Source organism: Rhodococcus sp. Ni2 (assembly GCF_021352185.1).
GTDB classification, from domain to species: Bacteria; Actinomycetota; Actinomycetes; order Mycobacteriales; family Mycobacteriaceae; genus Rhodococcus_F; species Rhodococcus_F qingshengii.
Genome location: NZ_WOXZ01000002.1, coordinates 1,825,144 through 1,847,104, shown reverse-complemented (window position 1 = coordinate 1,847,104; position 21,961 = coordinate 1,825,144). Strand labels below are relative to the sequence as shown.

The following is a 21,961-nucleotide window of genomic DNA, read 5'->3' as shown; positions in this document are numbered from 1 at the left end:
ATCAAAACATGTCGAGGTTGTCGAGGTTACTGTCATGAGCGCGCGTTCGGTCGAGGAACACGCGTCGCACATCTCCGGATTGCTCACCGGCCTGCACACCCTCTCTCCGACGGCAGTTCCGACGGCAGAAGCGTTGGGGCGCATAACTTGCTCGGATATCGCATCGCCGGTAGACCTGCCACTCTTCCGCAACTCGCAGATGGACGGGTATGCCGTCGATGCTGCTTCTGTGGCCTCGGTTCCGACCACACTGACGGTTCGAGGCGTGATCGCCGCTGGAAGCGGAAAACCACCGAAACACCTTCCAGGATCGGCATTTCGCATCATGACCGGTGCTCCGCTCCCCGAGGGTGCCGACGCCGTTGTTCCGGTCGAGGACACAACGGGTGTCACCGAGCACGTCGTCACGATCGAACGGGGCAGGTCGGTAGGCGAATTCGTACGCGAACGTGGCAGCGACATCACCGCCGGAATGCTACTGGTCACGGCCGGAACGCACTTGGAACCTCGCCATATCGCCGCGCTGAGTGCTGTGGGCCTGGCCTCGCTCGACACCTACACGAAGCCACGGGTCGCGATAATTACGACGGGCGCCGAACTGAAAAGTGCCGGAACAACTCTCGAACCCGGTGAGATCTACGATTCCAACGGTCCAGCTTTGGCAACATTGGCCGAAGCCAACGGCGCCGATGTCGTATCCGTCGCCCGAAGCAGCGACGACCCCGCCGAGTTCCGCGAATTGCTCTCGTACGCAACCTCGGTCGCTGATCTGGTGTTCACCTCCGGCGGAGTGTCCATGGGCGACTTCGAGGTGGTGAAGGAAACTCTCACGCCTCTGGGAGCACACTTCGGCCACGTCGCAATGCAGCCGGGCGGTCCGCAAGGCACTGCAGTGGTGAACGAAGTGCCGGTACTGAGCTTCCCGGGCAACCCGGTGAGCACGATGGTCTCCTTCGAGGTCTTCGCACGGGGCGAACTGCGCCGGGCCGCGGGCCTGCCCGAGATCCCGCGCGAGCGACTCCCGTTGACTGCACCGCTGCGTTCGGTGGACGGCAAGCGGCAGTTCCTGCGGGCACGCAGAACTGCGGACGGAATCGAACTCGTTGCCGGACCCGGATCGCACCTTGTTGCAGCCATGGCGTGGGCCGACGTCCTGATCGACATCCCCGCCGCCGTGACCGAGCTCGGCGCGGGCGATCTCGTCGACGTCGTCCCGCTCTCGACTTCCTCGATCTGATTCACTCGATCTGATTCAAAGGACACTGATGACCGAATTGACACACGTCGACAGCGAGGGCCGAGCGCGCATGGTCGACGTCAGCGCCAAGGCCGAGACGACGCGTATCGCCGTCGCCGCCGGCGAACTCGTCACGACCGCCGAGGTAGTTCGCCTCGTCCGCGCCGACGGCATGCCCAAGGCTGATGTCCTCACCACCGCGCGCATCGCCGGAATCGCCGGTGCGAAGAAGACCTCCGAACTGATCCCGCTGTGTCATCAACTCGCGCTCTCGTCGGTCAAGGTGGAATTCGGGTTCACCGAAACATCGATCACCGTCGAGGCGACGGCGAAGACTCGCGGACAGACCGGCGTCGAGATGGAAGCACTCACCGCCGTCGCGGTAGCCGGCCTGACCTTGCACGACATGGTCAAAGCGGTGGACCCCGGAGCTACCATGAACGGTGTTCGTCTGCTCACCAAAGACGGTGGTAAGCGCGGACATTGGACCCGCGACACTCAGAACGCACAGACAGCTCCGGCGCACACCTTCACCTCGGCACGGTCCGCGACCGTCCTCGTGGCTTCCACCGGCGGTGCGAACGGCACCAGACCCGACACCACCGGACCCACGATCGCGACCTGGCTACGTGAACGGGACTTCGAGGTACGTGGACCGCTTGTGTACGCCGACGCAGACATCGCGGCGGGCATCGCTGACGCCAAGGAGGGCTCCCCGTCACTCGTCATCAGTACCGGCGGCACCGGGGCTTCCCCCACGGATGCCACCCCGGAAGCTACCCGGGCAGTCTTGACCCGTGAGTTGCCCGGCGTCGCAGAAGCGATCCGGACCAAGGGCCTCGAGAAGACACCGCACGCGTCGCTGAGCCGTGGTGTGGCAGGTCTCACAGGTACGACGGTCATCGTCAATCTTCCGGGTTCTCCCGGTGGAGTGAAGGACGGTCTCGCCGTCCTCGGACCCATCATCGATCACCTGCTCGCGCAGGTCGCAGGCGGAGGAGCGCACGATGAGTGAGCTATTGGCTCGGATCTCCGAGCAACCGATTCACGCAGACACCGTCGACGCCGCCGTTGCCGGTCCGAAGAACGGCGCTGTTGTGGTGTTCACGGGAACGGTGCGCAATCACGATGGAGGTCAAGCGGTTTCGGCGTTGGAGTACCAAGCGCATCCGGATGCCGAACGCTTCCTCGAGACGTGCTGCCAAGAGGTTGCGGCCTCGACCGGCCTGCCGGTTGCTGCGATCCATCGCGTCGGTCACCTCGAGATCGGTGATCTCGCACTGGTCGCCGCCGTCGCCGCGCCGCATCGAGCGGAGGCGTTTGCCGCGTGCGCCGAACTGGTGGAGCGCATCAAGCACGAGGTACCGATCTGGAAGCGGCAACACTTCGCGAACGGCGTCTCCGAATGGGTCGGGTTGTAGGTCGAACGCTCCGGGAAGGTAGAGTTGCGATCACTAGGTGCCTGAAATCGGGCATCCAGCGTCGTAGAACGCAAATTTTCTTGCTGAGTGCTCAATGCACCCGCTCTTCTTACGGCGAAGAAGCCTGCCGACCGGCAGCGCCGCCACCACTGTGCTTGATTGTTCGACCGGTTAATTCCCGTGTCGGCATCCGGGCACGAACACGTGCCCGAAAGGCTCTGAACACACTTGTCTGACATCTCTACGCCCGCTACCACCTTCGCAGCCCTCGGTGTGCGCGCACCGCTGGTGAAAGCTCTCGAAGACGGCGGAATCACTTCTCCGTTCCCGATCCAGATCGACACCCTCCCCGACACTCTCTCGGGGCGCGACGTACTGGGCCGCGGAAAGACCGGAAGCGGCAAGACCCTCGCGTTCTCCATCCCCATGGTCTCCCGCCTCGCCGGCGAACTGTCCGGAGGAAAGCGTCGTCCGGGTCGACCGCTCGGCCTGGTGCTCGCACCGACGCGTGAGCTCGCCACCCAGATCACCGCAACCCTCGAACCGTTGGCCGCCGCATACGACTTGCGCGTGACCACGATCTTCGGTGGTGTCTCGCAGCACCGCCAGGTTCAGGCTCTCAAGGCCGGAGTCGACATCGTCGTCGCCTGCCCCGGTCGCCTCGAAGACCTCATGAAGCAGAAGTTCGTCAGTCTCGACGCCGTCGAGATCACCGTGCTCGACGAGGCCGACCACATGGCCGACCTCGGCTTCCTGCCCGTCGTCACCCGCATCCTCTCGTCCACCCCGCAGGACGGGCAGCGTCTACTGTTCTCGGCAACGCTGGACAACGGCGTCGACAAGCTCGTCAAGCGTTTCCTCAAGAACGAGGTCATGCATTCGGTCGACGAGGCCAACTCCCCCGTCGCCGCAATGACGCACCACGTGTTCGACGTCGACGGCGTCGAAGCCAAGAAGGCTCTGGTCGAGAAGCTCGCTTCCGGTACCGGTCGTCGCATCCTGTTCATGCGCACCAAGCACCAGGCTCGCAAGTTGGCTCGCCAGCTCACCGAGTCGGGCATCCCGTCCGTTGACCTTCACGGCAACCTCTCGCAGGCTGCTCGCGACCGTAACCTGGCGGCATTCTCCGCCGGTGAAGCGCGCGTCCTCGTCGCCACCGACGTCGCAGCGCGTGGCGTCCACGTCGACGACGTCGAGTTGGTCGTCCACGTCGATCCGCCGGCCGAGCACAAGGCTTACCTGCACCGCAGTGGTCGCACCGCTCGCGCAGGCAGCGCCGGCGACGTGGTCACCGTGGTTCTGCCCGAGCAGCGTAAGGATCTTGCGATCCTCATGCGCAAGGCAGCCATCAAGGTGACCCCGGTCCGTTCGACTGCCAACTCCGAGCACGTCGTCAAGTTGGTCGGCGACATCGCACCGCACGTCACGCCGGCTCCGAAGGCTCCTGCCCAGCCCAACGGTGGACGCGGACAGCGTCCCGCCGGCCAGGGTGGACGCGGCGGCGCAGCACGTTCGGGTCAGGCTCGCTCCGGACAGGGCGGTCAGTCACGCGGTGCTCGCACCGGCGGAGCTGCCCGTCAGGAACATGCCGGTGGTGGCGCTCGCCGTCCCCGCACCGGCGGCGGCGCTCGCACCGCAGGCTCCACCGGTGGCCGTCCCGCACGCTAGGCCACCGGTACAACTCAATAGGTTTCGTAATGGACAGCGTCGGCCAATGGCCGGCGCTGTCGCCATCCGAAGCGTTCGAGATCCGGAACCTGTTGAAACTCGGTCACCTTCCCGACGCACAGCCACGCAATGGGGCGAACGGGTGACGGAATGCCCATGAGTTCGGTGAGGTACTTCTCGTCGTAGAACGAAACCCAGCCGATGCCGATCTCCTCGGCTACCGCGGCGAGCCACAAATTCTGAATTGCCAGCACCGCCGAGAACAGCCCGGTGTCGTCGACGGTATGACGGCCGAGGATGTTCGGGCCACCGCGCGACGGGTCGTAAGTGACGACGATGCCGGTACCACTCTCGGCGATTCCCTCGATCTTGATGGGGTCGAACGTCGAGCGGCGATCCTCGGGCAAGGACTGCGCGAATTTCACCCGGGCATCGGCGACGTGTGCCGCGAAGGTGTCGAGCGTCTCCGGATTACGAACGACGACAAAATCCCACGGTTGCGTGTTTCCCACGCTCGGCGCGCGATGGGCGGCGTCGAGAATGCGCATCAGAGTTTCGTCGGGGACGATCTCTCCCGAGAACTCGGCGCGAACGTCTCGCCGTCGCCGAATCGCTTCGTACACGGATACAGCTGATTCACTCACGCCCCGACGGTATAGCGGTGCAATCCCAGCATGGCGTCGGGGTGCGGTTCGACCGTTTCTTCGCGCATGCAGGCGCGGAGCGCGCTGCCGACCGCCCCCGAATCCATCCCGGTGCCGATCACGACCAGTTGCGTGGTTCGAGGTTCGCCCGACTTCCATCGCAGCGGCGTGATCCGGACATGATCACCCACCGATTGGATCTCGAATTTTCCTGTGTAGCCCGGAATCTCGAAGTTCACGAAGCCCTTGATGCGGTAAACACCCGACGGCTGATTCTCGAGAAAGTGCGTCAGAGCCCTGGCATCGAGAGGCGTCTCCGATGCGAAATCAACCGATTCGTAGCGGTGGTGCAGGTGATCGTGGTGACACGAGCCGTCCTCGTGATCGTCGTCGTGCCCGTCGCGCAGGAGCTCGTCGAGGCTCAGTTGATCGCCCGGAGCCGGAGGGGTCACCTCGCCGGTATCGAACAACAGAGCGGGGTCTATCCGCGAGTGCGAGGTTTCCACCATCGGCGCTCGCGGATTCAACTTACGAATTTCGGCCGTGAATCGCTCGCGTTCGGCGACCGGAACGCTGTCGATCTTGTTGACTACCACCAGGTCTGCCAGGCGGACATGTTGATCGAGCTCGGGATGTTCGCGGCGAACGGTGGAGAAATTGGCTCCGTCGACCAGGACCACCAGGCCGCCGTAGACGACAGACGGGTTCTCACTTCCGAGGACGAGTCGAATCATGTTCCGCGGCTCGGCAAGCCCGCTGGCCTCGATGACGATCACGTCGATCCCGGACTGCCGGTGCGCCAACTTGTTCAGCATCTCGTCCATGTCCGAGACGTCGACAGCGCAGCACAAACAGCCGTTGCTGAGAGAGACCATCGAATCGACCTGACCGGCGACCATCATCGAGTCGATGTTGACGGATCCGAAGTCGTTGACGATCACGCCGATGCGTACACCGTCGTTGTTACGCAGAAGATGGTTGAGCAGCGTCGTCTTGCCCGAACCGAGAAAGCCTGCGACGACTATTACGGGAATCTGCTTCTTCGCCACCACACAACCTTCCGAAACCACACGTACCGATCAGTGATCGTAGTGGAGTGTGGCTCCGGAAGGTTCACGCTGACAGCAGACTCACACCGTGCAGAGCGGACGGATGTCCGACGTGCCCTCGGTGGTCGGTGACGTCAGGATCGTGCATGCGTTGTATCCACGGGATTCGGCGACCCGGCGGATCTCACTCCAGCCTGCCGCGTCGATGACCGCCGACCGTGAGAGCACGAACCCGGAAAGCCTGAGCGGATCGCCCACCAGTGCCCATGAATAGTCGTCGGCAATGTAGGTGACGATGTAGTTGGGTGGGCCGTCCAAGCTTTCCTGTGAGGGCACCCCGGGGAAGCTCACATGCAACTGGGCACCCGTTGCTGGATCGGTAACTCGGGCATTCCCGACGATCTCGTTGGCTTGACCGGTCCACGTCGTACACGTGTTCTTCACGCTCACGTTCGACGAATCGACGATCCCGTAACTCGCCCGGGTGTCCTTCGCGCACGCGAGGTTGAAGGGCTGAGGAATCGCCGCCACCTGGTTCCATTCCCCTACGTAGCGCGCGACGTCCAGGTTCGCCACCGGCTGCAAGGGTTCCCAGAGTGGGCTCGCCTGCGCGGTTCCCGAAAACATCGTCGCTGCGGCGCACACTCCCGCAATCGCAATCGCACTTCGCCCCGACCACTTCATGTCACTGCTCCTCGTCTGTACAACGCTCGATCGGCATTGGTTCCTCAAGGCATTCGGAGCTGACGGACTGGAGGATGGGGCGGTATGTAAAACTACTTTTGGTTTGTTATGGACCTACTTCACAAACCTTATGTAGTCTTTGCTAAAAGATAGCTGAAAGTCGGACGGAGCTACTGTGATGAAGGTTGTCGACTTAGGTCTAGAACGCACTCGCTATGCAGTCATCGACGAGACGATCGAGTCGAGGTGGCGCCGAGTCACCTCTATGCAGCACGACGCCGTTGCCGTCGTGACTCCGCGCGACCGGATCACTTTCGCCGAACTCGAACTCCGGACCGACGCATTGGTCCGCGAACTTCGCCTACGTGGGTCACACGGGGCACGCCCGGTTGCGGTCGATCTCGAACCAACGGCCGAGTCGGTGCCCGCCATCCTCGCCACTCTGATTTCCGGTCGGCCCTTGGTCATGATCGACCCACAACTCCCCGAGGCCCGCCGAGCGCACATCATGAGCACCTCGGGTGCAGTCCCGCTGCAGTCGATACTCGACGAGTCTGCTGCGACGGGCTTCAGATTCGACAGCGCGTTGGAACCATCGAGTTCCGACCCTGCAATGATCGCGTTCACGTCAGGCACCAGCGGGGCGCCCAAGGGAGTCGTGTTGAGCCACTCCATGTGCCTGAACAAGGCCGACGAACTCGCCGCAGCAATCGACCTGCGACCCGATGATCACATCGGGAACCTGTTGCCCGTCAGTTTCGGAGCCGGAATCACGGCCCTGATCATGGGGCTCATGAACGGAGTCACGGTCTTCTGCTGGGATCCACGTATCGACGGCGTCTCGGGAATCGACGACTGGCTGATCGAGAATTCGATCACGACCACGCACTGTGCGCCGTCCTTTCTGCGGGCGTGGTCGGATCTCGATTGCGATGCAGCAAATGATGATTCGATCGGTTCCCTACGCGTCGTCGTAACGTACGGGGAAGCAGTTCACGGCGAGGACTACGCGCGCCATCGCAGTCACGGCTTCGCTCGCGTCACGTACGTCAACTGGCTGGCCACCACCGAGACCGGTGTCGTCGCGTACAACGCGTTCCCACCACATTCCGAACTACCCGTCGGAGTGGTACCGGCCGGACGTGCTCGCGACGGCAAGGACGTACAGATCGTCGATGTGAACGGCGTGCCTCTCCCCGACGGAGAGATCGGCGAGATTCAGGTTGTCTCGAGTGATCTTGCCGACGGATACCACGGCGACCCGGATCGCACGGCGGCACGATTCACGCGCCTGGGCGACGGAGTGAGCATCTACCGGACCGGTGACCGGGGCCGCATCGACGAACGCGGAGAACTGCAACTTCGGGGACGCGTCGACGACGCCGTCAAGATTCGGGGCTACCTGGTGGAACCGATGGAAGTCGAGTCGCATATTCGTCGAATTCCCGGCGTCGCTGATGTTTTCGTGGCCGTCGTCCTCGAGAACGATCGACCGGAGATTGTCGCCTACGTGGTCCTGACCAACACCGTGATGGCACGGTCGGGCGCCGAGATGCGGCGCGAACTGGCGACATATCTGCCGGCCTGGATGCTCCCCCGACATTTTGTTCTGATGCCGGCGTTGCCCCGCAACGAAAGAGGAAAGGTCGATCGAACAGCGCTGCCCTCCGTCGAGGTGCGGTCCACTTCACCGACTCTCGCCGGGCCCGCCGAATTGTGGTTGTCCTCGATCTGGGAGTCGATTCTCGGCATCGACTCCATCGACCGTGAGGACGACTTCTTCGAACTCGGCGGCGACTCGCTTGCTTCAACCGAAGTGGTGGCAAAGATTCACGACATGTTCCGGATCCGGATCACGGCGGCGGAGTTCGCGGCCGCCAGTACCGTCAAAGACCTTGCAGCGCTGGTAAATCGGCGCAGAATCGATCCCGATGATCGCGTCTGTCACAACACGATGGTTCCGCTGAAGCTCGAAGGGTCCGGGCGACCGCTGTTCATCATGAACGGAGCGGGGTGCCCATCGACGACGCTGTCCACCTTGTCGAAAGCGCTGCACACCGATCGGCCGGTTTACGCACTTCAGCCACACGGCTTCGAATCTCGCGGACTACCCGACCGGTCGGTGAAAGCAAGCGCCCGCCGTTTCATTTTCGAAATCAAGAAGATTCAGCCCACCGGGCCATACCTCCTCGCCGGATACTCGTACGGCGGCTACGTGGCGCTGGAAATGGCGGCACAGCTGTCCGAGTCAGGTGACACTGTCGAACACGTCACCGTTCTCGACACCAGAATCTCCACCGAGGCTGCCGCACGACTGGCTGGTCGAGCGGGCATCACTTTGGATCCGTCGATCGTCGACCTTGCACCACAACCATCCACCAATGCCCGCTGGAAGCCGACCAGACGCACCGTCGCGGCCATGTGGATCCGCACGCTGTTCGCCGGCATTCTGCAGTACCCGCCGGCCACCCAGTGGACCGTGTTCCTCTACATCGGAGGCCAGGCGCTCCGGAAGCATCGAATACGAGCATGCGCCGCGCCCGTCACCGTGATCCGTGGGGCCACCAACAACCGTGGACGCGAGATCTGGTCACTCATTGCCACGGGCTCACTGGATTTCGAGGACGTCGACGCGTGCCACGAAGACGTCGTCCGCCAACCGTACGTCCGCAAGACTGCGGCGATCATCGATCGAGTCTGTGATCGAGCGTGACCAGCGCTCCTCATGTCCAGCTGTAGAAGAAAGAGCGGCGCGGAGTGAGGGCCCAGTCGGTCGTCGACGAACACACTCGTTCCTTGACGAACGCACCCGCCCTGCCTGCGACGAACATGCCCGTTGCGTCGTCGACACGAGTGGTCCGCTGGAACACACCTCGCCGCCTCCCGAGACTGATGCACCGGCCTGCGAACTTCGGAGCCACCGGGCGCGGCGCGGAACCTTCGAGTCGATGCAGGATCGTCTCGGCCGCATGGACTCCCAAGGGAATCGCGGCCTGACAACTCATCCTCAGTAAAAGATCACCGACTGCGACCGCATCACCCGCACCGACGATGTTGGGGTGGGACGAGCATCCGAGTCGGTCGTCGACCTTCAGACGACCGAGACCGTCGACGGGAAGGCCACTTCGGCGCGCCAGATCGGGGACCCCGAATTCTGTCGCGAGAATCGTGCAATCTGCCTCCACCCGTGCGCCTCCCGCAAGCTCGCAGGACGAACCGTCGATCCGCGTCACCCGGGATTCGGTGACGATGTCGACCCCAAGATCGGTCAATGTTCTGAGAATTGCAGATCGCGCACGCTCTGACAGATCCGGGGCCACGATTCCTCCGGTCACCAAAGTGATTCGGCTGCTTCGCTGCTCAGCCAATTCTGCGGCAGTCTCGATTCCGGTGAGACCGCCGCCGACAACGCAGACCGTAGCCTTCCCGTCGAGTGTCGCCATTCTGGATTCGAGGCGAACCGCGTCCTCGAATTCGGAGACGCTGAACCCGTGCTCCGCCGCCCCGCCGATAGTGCTGGGTAACTGCCCACTTCCGACTGCGTAGACCAGATAGTCGTAGTCGAGCACACTGCCGTCGTCGAGGGTAAGCCTGCCGAGCCCCGCCTCGATCGTCGTCACCTCTCCGAAGACTTGGTGTGCCGCACGCGGTAGCGCCCTGTCGAACGAGACCGTCGCGTCGTAGCCGCCCGCGATCATCTGATGGAGCCGCTTCGCTGCCATGGCGCCCGCATATCCTGCACCGATCACCACCACGTGTGCGCGCACGATTCCCCATTCCGCCGCTGGTCTCCGTACCGAGATGCACGGGCCGATCAGGCCTCACAGCGGACAGTATTGCGCACGAAAACAACAAATGCTCTGCACCGATTGGTGCAGAGCATTTGCCTTGGGTGGAGCTAAGGGGACTCGAACCCCTGACCCCCACACTGCCAGTGTGGTGCGCTACCAGCTGCGCCATAGCCCCGTATTCAGTTCACTCTAACAGTCGAACTCGCAGCGGCTGTTCTGCTTTCCGCTTGCTGGAAGAAAGTTACACCACTTGACTCCTGGGCAACAAATCGCCTGGTCAGAGCGAAGCGGCCGCTCCTCGTCGGAGCGGCCGCTTCAGCTCAGGAGGAAAGCTTGGAAACCCAGTCGCTGCTGCCCGTGTCAACGATCTTGCCGTTCGCCACTACCGTGGGCGTCCCGTTCGACCCGACATCCTTGAGCGCCTGGCTGGCGGCTGCGGCATTGGCCGCGGCGGCTTCGACGTTGGTACCGGAAGAGATGCAGGTTGCCACGTCCTCGGATGCGCCCGCATCACGAGCGATCTGGGCGAGGTCGTCGTTGGTGTGGTCGCTGCTGCCGCCCTCGGCCGGCTGCGTGTCGGTCGCGAAAAGCTTGTTGTGGAATGCGGAGTACGCAATCGCGTCACCACCCTGAGCGACGCAGAGCAGAGCGGCGCCGGCCCGTGTGGAGTAGTCACCGCTGCCCGACGCCCGGTTGAGGAAGTTCAACATGTGGTACCGCACGGCGACGTCACCGTTGTCGACGGCGGCCGCGAGAGCCTGGCCACTGAGGTGTTCGAGAGCAGCACAGGCCGGGCACAGCGGATCCTCGAAGAGATCAATGGTTGTCGCGGCGGAGGGCTTGCCGAGCAGCACCACTCCGTTGTCCTGCACCGTGACGGCAACTTCGGAACTCTGCACGGAGCCGTAGCCGTCGTTCTGGGGCTTGTTCTTGCTGTTCGTCCACAAGACACCACCGATGACGAGGGCCGCGATCACGAGCACCGCGAGGCCACCGATGATGTAGGTGGAGCGGCTCGAGACCGGTTCCGGCGAGTATTTGTTCTTGCTGCTCTTGGTGCTCACGCTGATGCAGTCCTTCGTGCGTCGAAACGATTTACCGATTGCTTACCTTGCCACTGAAGACTGAGTATCCACTGAGAACGCCGCGCGTGATCCGGGCCCTAATGCGAGTGGCGAACGCGGGAACACGAGCAGCCAGACGGCAAGTGCCAAGAAGCCCAGGTCCCGGAGAATCTCCTTCGAATAGTCCCAAGCGCCGACGTCGGCTGCACCTCCGCCGCCGAAACATCCGCAGTCGATGGACAATCCCCTGGCCCACACCGAAATGATCACCGCAATGAGAACCGTGAGGATGACCACCGAGACTGCAGCGGATGCTCGCACCGCCAACCCGACGAGGATCAGCAGGCCCAGGACTATTTCGACCAGGGGAAGAGCCGTCGCCACCGGACCCACCAGTGACTCGGGCAATAGTTGATAGGCGCGCACCGCGATCTTCGTCTGAACGGGATCAAAGAACTTGAGTCCCCCGGAAATCAGCCAGACGGCCGCCAAACCCAATCGGGCCACAAGACTCACGATGCGAATTGCCACCCGATCGAGAGTACAGAATGCCCGGTCAGTCCAGGTTTGTCCGCGCAGGAGTATCCGTTAGCACCGTCACATCAGTCAGATCTTCTACAACGGATTCGACAGGCTTCGTTCGCGACGGGACGAACAGCCACCCCGTCGCCGACACGACAACGACGGCTCCCATCACTGCGAAGGCCGCCGAGTACGAAACATGTTGGGCGATCAGCCCGGCACAAATCGGCGCCACTACCCCACCGATGTCGGACATCATCTGGAATACCGCCAGGACGGGTCCACCTCGGGCCGTCGATCCGACAACATCGGCAACCGCGGCCTGCTGGGCCGGACTCATGAGGCCGGAGCCGACACCAGTCACTGCGGCAATGGCGAAGAACACCACGAGGTTGTCGGTGAATCCCATTGCGATGGTTCCCAGACCGCAGATGAGTAGGCCGCTCACGACAAAGGGCTTACGTCCGAAGCGGTCCGAGAGTCGTCCGGAGACGATCAACACCAACGCATTGCCGACGGCGAAGATCGTCAGGGCGTAGGCCGCAATCGAGGGGTCTCGGCCGAGGAACTCGACGACGAACAGGGGAACCATGGCAACGCGAACTCCGAAGATCACGCCACCGAAGGCGAGGTTCGATCCGAGCGCTGCCCGGTACACCGGAGACTGGAGGCCTTCTGTGAGAGTCATCGACTTCACATCGACAGCCTTGTCCGGTGACGCCAAATGAGATCCACGCAGGCTCACGAAGACAACGAGCGCGGCGATCACCAACGCAATTGCGTAGATGATGAACGGCATCCGCAGACCGAACTGCAACAGCGCACCGCCGACCAGCGGGCCGCCGATCGATCCCATGAGAAAGCTTGTCGCGTACAGACCCGACACGCGGCCGCGACTGTCCGGCGGTGACATGCGAATGATCAGCCCGAGAGCCGACACGGTGAACATGGTCGACCCGATGCCACCCAACGACCGGAACAGCAGAAGTTGCCAGTACTCCCCCGCGAAAGCGCACGCACCGGTCGAGACCGCGACGATGAGAAGGCCGACGATGTAGACCGGCCGCTCACCGAGTTTCTGTACCAAAGTGCCGCTCATCGGCGCGAACACCAATCGCATGAAAGCGAAAGACGAGATCACGATCGTGGCGGCGGTGACCGATACGTCGAAGCTGCGCGCGAACTGAGGTAGTGCCGGGGCGACCAACCCGAATCCGAGGGCGATGACGAAGCTGGCGGCGACCAGTACCCAAATTTCCTGTGGCAGCTTGGCTGCACGAGTTTTCATGTCGCCCGGAATTCTAGCCGGGCGACATGAGCGGTCCGCGGGCTAGTTCGCCTTCAAGACGCCGGACACCAAGTCCTTGGCCGCTGCCTGAACCTGAGCCAGATGATCGGCGCCCTTCATCGACTCGGCATAGATCTTGTACACGTCCTCCGTGCCGGACGGCCTCGCTGCAAACCATGCGTTCTCCGTCGTCACCTTGAGACCACCGATCGCCGCGCCGTTTCCGGGCGCGGCAGTCAGTGTCGCGGTGATCGGTTCACCCGCCAGCTCGGTTGCACTCACCTGGTCGGGAGACAGTTTTGCCAAGACTGCCTTCTGTGCGCGTGTCGCGGGCGCATCGATACGTGCGTACGCCGGGCTCCCGAACTTCTCGGCCAACGCGGCGTAGTGCGCTGACGGAGACTTTCCCGTCACCGCGGTGATTTCCGACGCGAGCAACGCAAGGATGATGCCGTCCTTGTCCGTCGTCCAGACGGAACCGTCGTGTCGGAGGAAGGACGCGCCGGCGCTTTCCTCGCCGCCGAATCCCACAGACCCGTCGAGCAATCCGGGAACGAACCACTTGAACCCGACCGGAACCTCGAGCAATTCGCGGCCCAGGCTGCTCACGACACGGTCGATCATCGAGGAACTCACGAGGGTCTTGCCGACCTTGGTATCTGCGCCCCAACCTGGCCGGTTCGCGAACAGGTACTCGATGGCAACGGCGAGATAGTGATTCGGGTTCATCAAACCGCCGTCGGGAGTGACGATGCCGTGGCGGTCGGAGTCCGCATCGTTTCCGGTCGCGATGTCGTAGCGATCCCGAATCCCGATCAGCGACGCCATCGCGTCGGGCGACGAGCAGTCCATGCGGATCTTGCCGTCCGTATCGAGCGTCATGAACCGCCAGGTCGGATCGACGAGAGGATTCACCACTTCGAGGTCGAGTCGGTGAGTTTCGGCAATCGCGCCCCAGTAGTCGACGCTTGCCCCGCCGAGGGGGTCTGCACCGATCGTGATTCCGGCATCGCGGATCGCGTCGAGGTTGAGGACACTGGGGAGGTCTTCGACGTAGTAGCGGAGGAAGTCGTAGCGTTCGACGCGGTCCAGCGCTTGTGCCGCCGTCACACGCCGTACCCCGGAAAGCCCCTTGCGCAGTAGCTCGTTCGCTCGATCGGCGATAACCGACGTCGCATCCGTGTCCGCGGGCCCGCCGTGCGGCGGGTTGTATTTGAAGCCACCGTCACGAGGCGGATTGTGTGACGGTGTCACGACGATGCCGTCGGCTTTGGCCTCCGGACCCGTCGAGTTGTATCGCAAGATCGCGTGACTGACAGCCGGGGTGGGAGTGTAGGCGTCGCGTGAATCGACGAGGACGACGACGTCGTTGGCAACCAGGACCTCCAAGGCCGACAGCCAGGCAGGCTCCGAGAGCGCATGTGTGTCCCGGCCGATGAACAGCGGGCCGTCGATTCCCTGCGAAGCGCGGTACTCGACGATCGCCTGGGTTGTCGCCAGGATATGAGCTTCGTTGAACGCCGAGTCGAGACTGGAACCGCGATGTCCTGAAGTGCCGAAAAGTACCTGCTGCATCGGGTTCTCGGGATCCGGAGTGCGCGTGTAATACGCGGTGACCAGATGAGGAACATTGATCAGATCCTCTGGCAGAGCCACTTGTCCTGCTCGTTCGTGCGCCACGAATCCCCCTCGGCCCGGTGGTCGACCACTGTGTCGACGCGACTGTGGACAATTGTCTACCCTGGCCGCGTGGCGTGCACGCTCGGCGCCGGATCCGTCAATCCGTGATCTGGATTCCCAACCACGCAGCGGACAGTCCCACGATCAGACTGAGGACGATGTAGATCAGAGAAAGCGCCGTCTGGCGCCTCTCGATCATCCCGACGTTCTCGGTCGCGAAGGTCGAATAGGTGGACAAGCCGCCGCAGAAGCCGGTCGCCAGAAGTGCGGCCATCTCGGTGGAAAGAGCTGCCCCGGTGAACAATCCAAGGAGGAAGCAGCCGATCACGTTCGCGGCGAACGTCGCAGCCGGAAATCCCTTGTACGCGGGCACATACCGCGCCAACAGGTACCGGCCACTCGCACCAGCGCCGCCGCCGAGCGCCACCAGGAGAACTGTCATGCCGACGCTCCGTCCCGCGCGCGGATCCAGCGTTCACCGAGCCCTTTGCCCAGTGCTGCAGCGAGGATCGCGGGAATCAACGTCCCGAGAACATAGAGAATCGATCGCCACGGACTCTCCGTCACGGCGTGAACCGCGAAGGACGAGAAGGTGGTGAAGCCGCCGCAGAAGCCCGTGCCGAGAAAGAGGTACCCAACCTTGTTGTGCACGAGCAGGGCCGCGAGAACACCGAGAACGAACGAGCCGACGACGTTGATGACCAGAGTCGTCCAGATGTGGGGAAAGAGCTCCCCCAGACCGTAGCGGCTGAGCGCGCCCAACCCTCCGCCGACGGCAACCGCGCATACCGCAGCCGGCAGTTTCAGATCACCCATGCTCTGGCCTCACCCGAAAGAGCCTACGTCCCGGAGCGGGCTTTCGGCGGGCGAGGAATGAAGTAACTTGTCCGCTGCTGATACTCGCGATAGCCCGGACGCTGTTCCATGTGTCGCTCGAGCAACCGCGCTCCGGTGGCGAAGACCAGGAAGTACGTCATGGCGATCGGTGAGAGGACGGTCAACACCCCCGGCCACACGGACGCCGAGACGAGGAAGATCCCCCACCAGACACACGCGTCGCCGAAATAGTTGGGATGCCGCGTCCATGCCCACAAACCTTGATCCATGACGTGGCCACGGCTGCCCGGATCGGATTTGAACTCCTCCATCTGTCGGTCGCCGACCGTCTCGAACGTGACGCCGACAATCCACAGCGCGATTCCGAGTACGACAAGAAGTCCGAAGCTGCCGTTCGACACTGCTGCGACCTGGATCGGCAGGGAGACGAACCACAACGAAATCCCCTGCGTGAGATAGATCTTGCGGATCGCATACAGCGTTCGATTACCCGTCGCTCGTCCGAGCATTTCTTCGTACCGCGGGTCTTCACCTTTGCCACGCGATCGAATCGCCATGTGCGTCGCCAACCGCAGACCCCAGATCGCCACGAGCGCAAGCATCAGCAACCGGCGCCAGAGGTCGCCGGTTCCCACTATCGCGGACACGAGCGCGATCAGAACGAAGCCGGCGCCCCACGACACGTCGACAACGTTGTGGCGCCCGATCCGTACACCGATCGTGGCTGTCACCGCCATTCCGACGGCGATCGCCAGCAGACTCGTGAGTGTGACCACTCCGAACGCGCCCCAGTCGAATCCGTTCATCGCCGCGACACCCACTGCGGCCGTACCGGTTCCATACCCGATCGACCATCACCGTGCGGCCGGACCGACAGAATCTGATCGACGCCCATCCTACCGTCCCGAAATGCCATTCCTCCGCCGACGAGGTAGAGACGCCACACCCGAGCGACTTCGACACCTACGAGTTCCACGACGCGATCCCAGTTCGATTCGAAGGTCTCGATCCACGCGTCGACGGTCCGCACGTAGTGCTCACGCAGGGCGTGGACGTCCCGCACTTCGAGTCCACCTTCCTCGATCATCGCAACAGTGCGACCGACGGGCCGCATGTACATGTCCGGCGCGATGAACGACTCGATGAACGGACCTCCCCCGGGGTGCGGGCCAGTGCGGGACATCTGCTGAATCAGCACACGGCCACCGGCAATAACATTGTCGTGGAGCGCTTTCACGTAGGTCGGATAGTTGTCCTCACCGACATGCTCACCCATCTCGATGGAAGCGACCGCATCGAAGGGACCGTCTGGAATCTCTCGATAATCTTGGAGGCGAATCTCGACCCAGTCTTCCAAACCGAGCGCGCGGACCTTCGCGTCGACAAAAGCCTTCTGCTCCGCCGAGATCGTGATTCCGACAACCCTGGCGCCGTACTCCCGCGCTGCATGCAGGCTGAGCGAGCCCCAACCACAGCCGACATCGAGAAACCGCAAGCCTCGCGCTCGATCGAGACCGACCTTGCGGCACACCAGGTCCAGCTTGTCTGTCTGTGAGTCTTCGAGCGTGTAGTCCGGTGCATCGGAAGTCCAATAGCCCGAGGAGTACGCCATGTTCTCATCGAGGATCAATTGGTAGAAATCGTTCGACAAATCGTAGTGGTGCCCGATTGCCTCGCGGTCGCGGGCGAGGCTGTGCAGGCGCCCCTTCACCTGAGCCTGCGACGCCGGCGGAGCCAAAGGTCTCCCGAAAGCACCGAAGGATCGCGCAGCCTTGACCGCGGCCAAGACGAGCGACGGTGTCGGGGTAATCGACCCGAGCCCCCGCTCGGCAGACACCTTCCACACGTGTGTGAGTGCATCGCCTAGATCGCCCTCGACGTCGAGTTCACCAAGAACATACGCCTGCGCAGCCCCCAACTCGCCGGGATTCCAGAGCAAGCGTCGCAAAACGTTCGGGCTGTAGAGCGTCACTTTCGGAGCATCTTCCGGACCTGCTGTGCTGCCGTCCCAGGCAGTCAATCTCACCGGAAGTTCGCCGCCGACAAGTGGACTGAGGATGTCCGAGAGACGGCCCGCAACGCCGGTACCTTGTATCGTTCGATCCATTGTGGCAGTCATCGCTGGTTCCTCCGATCGAGAACAATTTGCTGGACGTCGAGATACCCCGACCGAAACCCCGCCTCGGAGTAGCAGAGATAGAAATGCCACATGCGCGCGAACACTGCGTCGAACCCGAGCGCGGACGCCTCGTCGGTGCGAGCGCTGAATCGCTCGTCCCACAGTCGCAACGTCTGCGCGTAGTGATCGCCCATCGACATCCGCTCACGCACCCGCAGGGTTGTCATGCGCTCGGTGACGTCCTCGATCGCCCGCACCGACGGGAGAAATCCGCCGGGGAAGATGTACTTGTGCACCCAGGTGTAGGTGTTGCGGGTCGCGAGCATTCGATCGTGCGGCATCGTGATGGCTTGGATCGCCGCGCGCCCACCCGGCGCCAGCAGGGCGTCGATCGTCTGGAAGTAGCTTCCCCAGTACTGGTGGCCGACGGCCTCGATCATCTCGACCGACACAACGGCGTCGTACTCCCCCTGTACCTGCCGATAGTCGAGAAGGTCGACCTGAACGCGATCTGCCAGTCCCGCAGCGCTTATCCGCTTCGCTGCCAATTCCTGCTGTTCGACCGAAAGTGTCACCGAGCGCACCGTCGCTCCCCGTTGGGCAGCTCGGATCGCCAATTCTCCCCAGCCTGTGCCGATTTCGAGCACTCGCGAACCGGGTCCGACACCTGCGCCATCCAGCAGTCGATCGATCTTCCGATGCTGCGCCGCTGCGAACACGTCCCACGACGGGGTCGCTCCTACCGACAGATCCTCGAAGAGGGCACTGGAATACGTCATGGTGTCGTCGAGGAACAGTTCGAACATCTCGTTCGAGAGGTCGTAGTGCCGGGAGATGTTCGAGCGCGTGTTCTGCGTCGAATTCCGTTCACTGCGAGGCTGCTTCGGAATGTAGAGGCCTCGTAGCCGCTGCAGGAAGTCGGGAATGAGCGTCGCCACGCGGGAGGCGAAGACTTCCAGGACCGCAGTGAGGTCGGATGCTTCCCAATCGCCCGCCATGTAAGACTCGCCGAATCCGATCAAACCACTGTCCCCCACACGAGCAGCGAAGTCGTCTGGGCGGTGAATGACCATCAACGGCGAATCGGGGCTACCGCCACCGGAGAACTCACCGTTGGGCATCTGGACACGCAGCGGCAAACGCGCGACCGCCTTGTGAAACAGGGCGCGGGCAACCGGTGATGCAACCCGCACTTTGAGCCCGCTCGGCACGGTGGCGACGCCCGGCCACCGCTCGGTTTCGATCGTGTGAGCGGAAGGTTCGGTGCCGAGAGTGGTTGTGGTCATTGCACTGCCTCCTGCGGGTGATGTTGCGGTCGGGGAACGATGGGTAAGCGCCTGGCCCACAGCCGGATTCCTTGAAATCTGATCTGCGCGGCGACTCGGAGCGGAGCCAGCGGGATGGCGAGCGCACTGCGCACGATCTCGCGCGTCGTCGCCGGCACACAACGACCGGACACCGTGGCCACGAAGGGCGCCTTGCCGTCACGGGCCAGAACTATCGAGAGCGCGAGCGCGGTGTCGGGTAGCGGAAGTCGCATCCGGTACTCGCCGTCCAGATCGTTGAATGGAGACACGTAGAACTCTTTGGACGTGCGAACCGCGCCACGTTCGTCGGTTTCGAGCAGGTAGCAGTGCCGCTCGCCGTAGGTGTTGTGAACCTCGGCAACGACGCACCGCTGACTGCCGTCGTCGTTCAGACACCAGAACACACTCAGCGGGTTGAACACATGGCCGAACACACGCGCGTTCGCAAGCATGAGGATGCGACCGCCGGCGAACTCCAATCCGTTGGTTGCCAGAAAAGTCTCGACGTTGGCACGAATCGATCGAGTGGGGTCGCCGAGGTGATCCCCGGCGTCGAACTTCGCCAAGGGCCGCAAAGCCTTCGGAAGCTCGGGCAAATCGTCGACGTCGACGAGCCAACTGTAGCTTCGGTACTCGAACTCGTTGTGCAACGGCTCCGTTCGTACGTGCCGAATGCTCGTATGAACGATGGACGGCGTGATGGGTGCGGTCACGGCCACCGACCTCCGACGCGTTCGGCGGCGCGCAGGCCAGAGAGTGCACCGTCCTCGTGGAAGCCCCATCCGTGGTACGCACCGGCAAACGCGAGCACGTCCGAGTCCAACTCGGGAAGCCGCGCTTGAGCGGCGACGGAGGTGGGTGTGTACTGCGGATGCTCGTAGGTCATCTGATCGATCACCGAGTCCGGGGCCACCATTTCGTCTCCCCCCAACGTCACCAGGTAGCGCCGGCCGGTCTCCGGCAGCCGCTGCAACCTCGTCATGTCGTAGCTGACCAGAACGTGATCCGGCTTCGCGTTGCATTCAGGGATGTAGTAGTTCCACGACGCGCGCGCATTGGTGTTGCCGGGCAGCACATTTTCGTCCGTGTGAAGTTGGGTGTGGTTGACGGAGTACGGCATTGCACCGAGGACCTGGGATTCGACAGGCGTCGGATCCGCCAAAATCTTCAGCGCTTGCTGCGGATGCGTTGCGACCACGGCTGCGTCGAAGGTCTGGATCTGGTCGTCGCCGTCACGAATGTCGACGCGATCATCGAACCGGTGGATTGCGCGCACCGGCGTGTTGAGGCGGATATCCCCGATACTTTTGGCGACGAGACGAACGTATTCGCCCGATCCACCGGTGACTGTTCGCCAGGTCGGCGATCCAGTGACGCTCAGCATTCCGTGGTGATCGAGGAACGAGAACAGGTACCGCGCGGGATATTTCAGGGCCGAGCCGGGATCACACGACCAGACTGCCGACACGAGCGGAGTCATGAAGTGAGCGGTGAAGTAGTCGGAGAACCGGCCGCTGCACAGAAACACCCCCAGTGTCTGGTCGGGTGCCGACGGATCCGTGTTGTCGAGCAGGGCTCGGGCACGGCGATGGAAGCGCTTGACCTCCATCAACATCGACAGAAAGCTGCCGTTGACAAGGAGCCCCGGCGTCGGGAGAACGCCGCGCAACCCTTGGCCTCCCGAGTACTCGAGCCCGCACCCCCCACACCTGACCGACATACTCATGTCGGATTCCTGCGTAGGCACATCGAGTTCTGCGAACAATCGCAACAATGTCGGATAGGTGCGATCGTTGTGGACGATGAACCCCGTGTCGATGGCGAGGCTTCGCCCTTCCGGGTCGGTGACCGAATGGGTGTCCGCGTGCCCGCCGAGCCGTGAATCCGCTTCGTAGAGGGTGACGTCACTGTCCTTACTGAGCACCCACGCCGCTGTCAGACCTGCGACACCACTACCGACGACGGCCACCTTGCGCTTGTCGGAACTCATCGTCGTTCTCCCATCTTTGTTGCGGCTACCCCGCGACTCATTCCTGCGATTGCATCCGCGACGAGGCGATGCCAAGTCGCCGCCCGACGGAGCATGAAGTGGCCTGCGCCGTCGATGCCGATCCATTCAGCGCTCTTACCCGACGCCTGCAGTTCGTCGACCTTTCGCCGCGACACCTCCGGATCGGTCCAGGAGTCAGCCGTGCCGTGAAGGACTGACAGTGGTGTGTCCGAACGCAGATTCACCGACGTTCCATCGGGCCACCACGGCGCCAGCGCGACCACACCGACCACCGCCGGATCGCCACATAGTTCGGCGGCGACCCGTCCGCCCATCGAGTGCCCCAGCAGGATCACCTGAGCTTGTGAATTACGTTTCGTTATCGCGTCGAGTGCGGCGCGGGCGTCGGCGACCGGACTGCGCTCGGCACCGTTCCAACCCCGAACTCGATAGCGAGCCTGCACCGCTTTGACACCGGAGAGGCGAAGCTGAGCGGTGAACGGGCACATCCGAAGGTTGGACAGATGCCAGGCGCGAGCCGGGCGATGGCTCGATACCTTTCCTCCAGGCAGCACTAGCACCACCAGGTGCTGGTCACCGTCCTGCTGTTGCCGTCGGTTGGGCGTCATACACGGCATTCGGAGCCGAAAACCATTTGGA

At 62.9% G+C, this 21,961-nt stretch carries 21 protein-coding genes and 1 tRNA gene; 5 read left to right on the top strand and 17 right to left on the bottom strand.

From position 1 onward, the window contains the following. Positions 1 to 34: 34 nt before the first annotated feature. The 4 genes from glp (at position 35) to GN300_RS22160 (ending at position 4,326) form a co-directional block, all read left to right on the top strand. Positions 35 to 1,237, top strand: a complete 1,203-nt coding sequence (glp, locus tag GN300_RS22175) for a gephyrin-like molybdotransferase Glp (protein ID WP_003944714.1) — start codon at positions 35 to 37, stop codon at positions 1,235 to 1,237. 28 nt (positions 1,238 to 1,265) lie between these two features. Then, positions 1,266 to 2,252 (top strand): bifunctional molybdenum cofactor biosynthesis protein MoaC/MoaB, encoded by a 987-nt coding sequence (gene moaCB, locus GN300_RS22170; RefSeq protein ID WP_054187785.1) that lies wholly within the window; start codon positions 1,266 to 1,268, stop codon positions 2,250 to 2,252. After that, positions 2,245 to 2,658, top strand: a complete 414-nt coding sequence (locus tag GN300_RS22165) for a molybdenum cofactor biosynthesis protein MoaE (protein WP_003944730.1) — start codon at positions 2,245 to 2,247, stop codon at positions 2,656 to 2,658. The genes moaCB and GN300_RS22165 overlap by 8 nt, the downstream gene beginning before the upstream one ends. A gap of 228 nt (positions 2,659 to 2,886) precedes the next feature. Next, positions 2,887 to 4,326 carry a DEAD/DEAH box helicase gene (locus GN300_RS22160; RefSeq protein ID WP_042450056.1) on the top strand — a complete coding sequence of 480 codons (1,440 nt, stop codon included), beginning with the start codon at positions 2,887 to 2,889 and terminating at the stop codon, positions 4,324 to 4,326. 14 nt (positions 4,327 to 4,340) lie between these two features. On the opposite strand, the gene bluB is transcribed toward GN300_RS22160, so the two are convergent. The 3 genes from bluB to GN300_RS22145 form a co-directional block, all read right to left on the bottom strand. Continuing rightward, positions 4,341 to 4,970, bottom strand: a complete 630-nt coding sequence (gene bluB, locus GN300_RS22155; RefSeq protein ID WP_007731309.1) for a 5,6-dimethylbenzimidazole synthase — start codon at positions 4,968 to 4,970, stop codon at positions 4,341 to 4,343. Then, positions 4,967 to 6,019, bottom strand: coding sequence for a GTP-binding protein (locus GN300_RS22150; RefSeq protein WP_058038591.1), 1,053 nt, complete (start codon positions 6,017 to 6,019; stop codon positions 4,967 to 4,969). The genes bluB and GN300_RS22150 overlap by 4 nt, the downstream gene beginning before the upstream one ends. An 81-nt stretch (positions 6,020 to 6,100) precedes the next feature. Further along, the gene (locus GN300_RS22145) at positions 6,101 to 6,703 is read right to left on the bottom strand and encodes a lipocalin family protein (protein WP_042924492.1); all 603 of its coding nucleotides are present in this window, start codon (positions 6,701 to 6,703) and stop codon (positions 6,101 to 6,103) included. Positions 6,704 to 6,881: 178 nt separating this feature from the next. On the opposite strand from GN300_RS22145, the gene GN300_RS22140 reads away from it, so the two are divergent. Continuing rightward, positions 6,882 to 9,416, top strand: coding sequence for an alpha/beta fold hydrolase (locus tag GN300_RS22140; RefSeq protein ID WP_063316605.1), 2,535 nt, complete (start codon positions 6,882 to 6,884; stop codon positions 9,414 to 9,416). Between the two features lie 10 nt (positions 9,417 to 9,426). On the opposite strand, the gene GN300_RS22135 is transcribed toward GN300_RS22140, so the two are convergent. From GN300_RS22135 to GN300_RS22070, 14 genes are all read right to left on the bottom strand, one after another. Next, positions 9,427 to 10,470, bottom strand: a complete 1,044-nt coding sequence (locus GN300_RS22135; protein ID WP_233405683.1) for an NAD(P)/FAD-dependent oxidoreductase — start codon at positions 10,468 to 10,470, stop codon at positions 9,427 to 9,429. Between the two features lie 126 nt (positions 10,471 to 10,596). Continuing rightward, positions 10,597 to 10,669: transfer RNA gene (locus GN300_RS22130), tRNA-Ala, on the bottom strand. 145 nt (positions 10,670 to 10,814) lie between these two features. Then, the gene (locus GN300_RS22125) at positions 10,815 to 11,558 is read right to left on the bottom strand and encodes a DsbA family protein (RefSeq protein WP_007731305.1); all 744 of its coding nucleotides are present in this window, start codon (positions 11,556 to 11,558) and stop codon (positions 10,815 to 10,817) included. Between the two features lie 42 nt (positions 11,559 to 11,600). Then, the gene (locus GN300_RS22120; protein ID WP_003942318.1) at positions 11,601 to 12,089 is read right to left on the bottom strand and encodes a MauE/DoxX family redox-associated membrane protein; all 489 of its coding nucleotides are present in this window, start codon (positions 12,087 to 12,089) and stop codon (positions 11,601 to 11,603) included. A 25-nt stretch (positions 12,090 to 12,114) separates the two neighbouring features. Next, positions 12,115 to 13,368, bottom strand: a complete 1,254-nt coding sequence (locus tag GN300_RS22115; RefSeq protein WP_030534968.1) for an MFS transporter — start codon at positions 13,366 to 13,368, stop codon at positions 12,115 to 12,117. Between the two features lie 42 nt (positions 13,369 to 13,410). Then, on the bottom strand, positions 13,411 to 15,048 hold the full coding sequence (gene pgm, locus GN300_RS22110; protein WP_042450064.1) for a phosphoglucomutase (alpha-D-glucose-1,6-bisphosphate-dependent): 1,638 nt from the start codon (positions 15,046 to 15,048) through the stop codon (positions 13,411 to 13,413). A 97-nt stretch (positions 15,049 to 15,145) separates the two neighbouring features. Further along, the gene (crcB, locus tag GN300_RS22105; protein WP_003942344.1) at positions 15,146 to 15,490 is read right to left on the bottom strand and encodes a fluoride efflux transporter CrcB; all 345 of its coding nucleotides are present in this window, start codon (positions 15,488 to 15,490) and stop codon (positions 15,146 to 15,148) included. Continuing rightward, on the bottom strand, positions 15,487 to 15,864 hold the full coding sequence (locus GN300_RS22100) for a CrcB family protein (RefSeq protein ID WP_007731302.1): 378 nt from the start codon (positions 15,862 to 15,864) through the stop codon (positions 15,487 to 15,489). Before GN300_RS22100 ends, crcB begins: the two co-directional genes overlap by 4 nt. A gap of 23 nt (positions 15,865 to 15,887) precedes the next feature. Beyond that, positions 15,888 to 16,691: a DUF1295 domain-containing protein gene (locus GN300_RS22095; RefSeq protein ID WP_063316745.1), complete on the bottom strand. Its 804-nt coding sequence runs from the start codon at positions 16,689 to 16,691 to the stop codon at positions 15,888 to 15,890. Beyond that, positions 16,688 to 18,004, bottom strand: a complete 1,317-nt coding sequence (locus GN300_RS22090; protein WP_063316606.1) for a cyclopropane-fatty-acyl-phospholipid synthase family protein — start codon at positions 18,002 to 18,004, stop codon at positions 16,688 to 16,690. The genes GN300_RS22095 and GN300_RS22090 overlap by 4 nt, the downstream gene beginning before the upstream one ends. Continuing rightward, positions 18,001 to 19,290 (bottom strand): cyclopropane-fatty-acyl-phospholipid synthase family protein, encoded by a 1,290-nt coding sequence (locus tag GN300_RS22085; protein WP_007731299.1) that lies wholly within the window; start codon positions 19,288 to 19,290, stop codon positions 18,001 to 18,003. Before GN300_RS22085 ends, GN300_RS22090 begins: the two co-directional genes overlap by 4 nt. Further along, on the bottom strand, positions 19,287 to 20,030 hold the full coding sequence (locus tag GN300_RS22080; protein WP_042450068.1) for a DUF1365 domain-containing protein: 744 nt from the start codon (positions 20,028 to 20,030) through the stop codon (positions 19,287 to 19,289). The genes GN300_RS22085 and GN300_RS22080 overlap by 4 nt, the downstream gene beginning before the upstream one ends. Continuing rightward, a complete protein-coding gene (locus GN300_RS22075) occupies positions 20,021 to 21,301 on the bottom strand; it encodes an NAD(P)/FAD-dependent oxidoreductase (RefSeq protein WP_063316607.1) in 1,281 nt (426 codons plus the stop codon). The genes GN300_RS22080 and GN300_RS22075 overlap by 10 nt, the downstream gene beginning before the upstream one ends. Next, positions 21,298 to 21,930, bottom strand: a complete 633-nt coding sequence (locus GN300_RS22070; protein WP_063316608.1) for a dienelactone hydrolase family protein — start codon at positions 21,928 to 21,930, stop codon at positions 21,298 to 21,300. Before GN300_RS22070 ends, GN300_RS22075 begins: the two co-directional genes overlap by 4 nt. Between the last annotated feature and the right edge of the window lie 31 nt (positions 21,931 to 21,961).